The 495-nt window shown below is 72.1% G+C and carries 1 protein-coding gene; it reads right to left on the bottom strand.

Going from position 1 to position 495, the window contains the following annotated elements; translation table 11 throughout:
• On the bottom strand, nucleotides 1–495 hold a 495-nt coding region (locus G3I71_RS46845), incomplete at both ends, for a hypothetical protein (RefSeq protein ID WP_203733120.1).

The following is a 495-nucleotide window of genomic DNA, read 5'->3' as shown; positions in this document are numbered from 1 at the left end:
GCTCTGCGCGATCGTCACGACGGCCAGCAGCGGCCACCCCACCCACAGCAGGCTCGTGCGGGCGATCATCGGCAGCGACACCCACACCCAGGCGCACGCGGCGAGGCCGGCGACGGCGACGAGCAGCGGGCTGAGGTACGCCCAGCCGGCGCCGCGCTCGGCACGCGCCTGAGCCGCCCAGTTGTCCGTGCGCGAGCGCGTCGCGAACTTGGTCCACGCCCGCACGAAGTGGCCGATCCGGACCCACATGTACAGCTCGGCCGGCACGAGGGTCGCGGCGTAGAGCACGTCGCGCCACGTGCGGTCCTGCATGGACCGCGCGATCCGGACGTTGAGCGCGACGGCCAGCACCGGCGGGATCAGCCACAGCGGGCTGAACACGAACGCGTGGATGCTGAGCGACGCGACCAGCAGCAGCAGGAAGAGGAGGCGGGTGCTCGCGTTGACGACCATCCCGAGGTTCTCCAGCCAGCGCAGCCGCAGGTTCGGGTGCAG

Source organism: Streptomyces sp. SID12501 (genome assembly GCF_010550245.1).
Classification (GTDB): domain Bacteria; phylum Actinomycetota; class Actinomycetes; order Streptomycetales; family Streptomycetaceae; genus Streptomyces.
The sequence above is the reverse complement of the archived record's forward strand: the minus strand, read 5'-3'. Positions and strand labels throughout refer to the sequence as shown.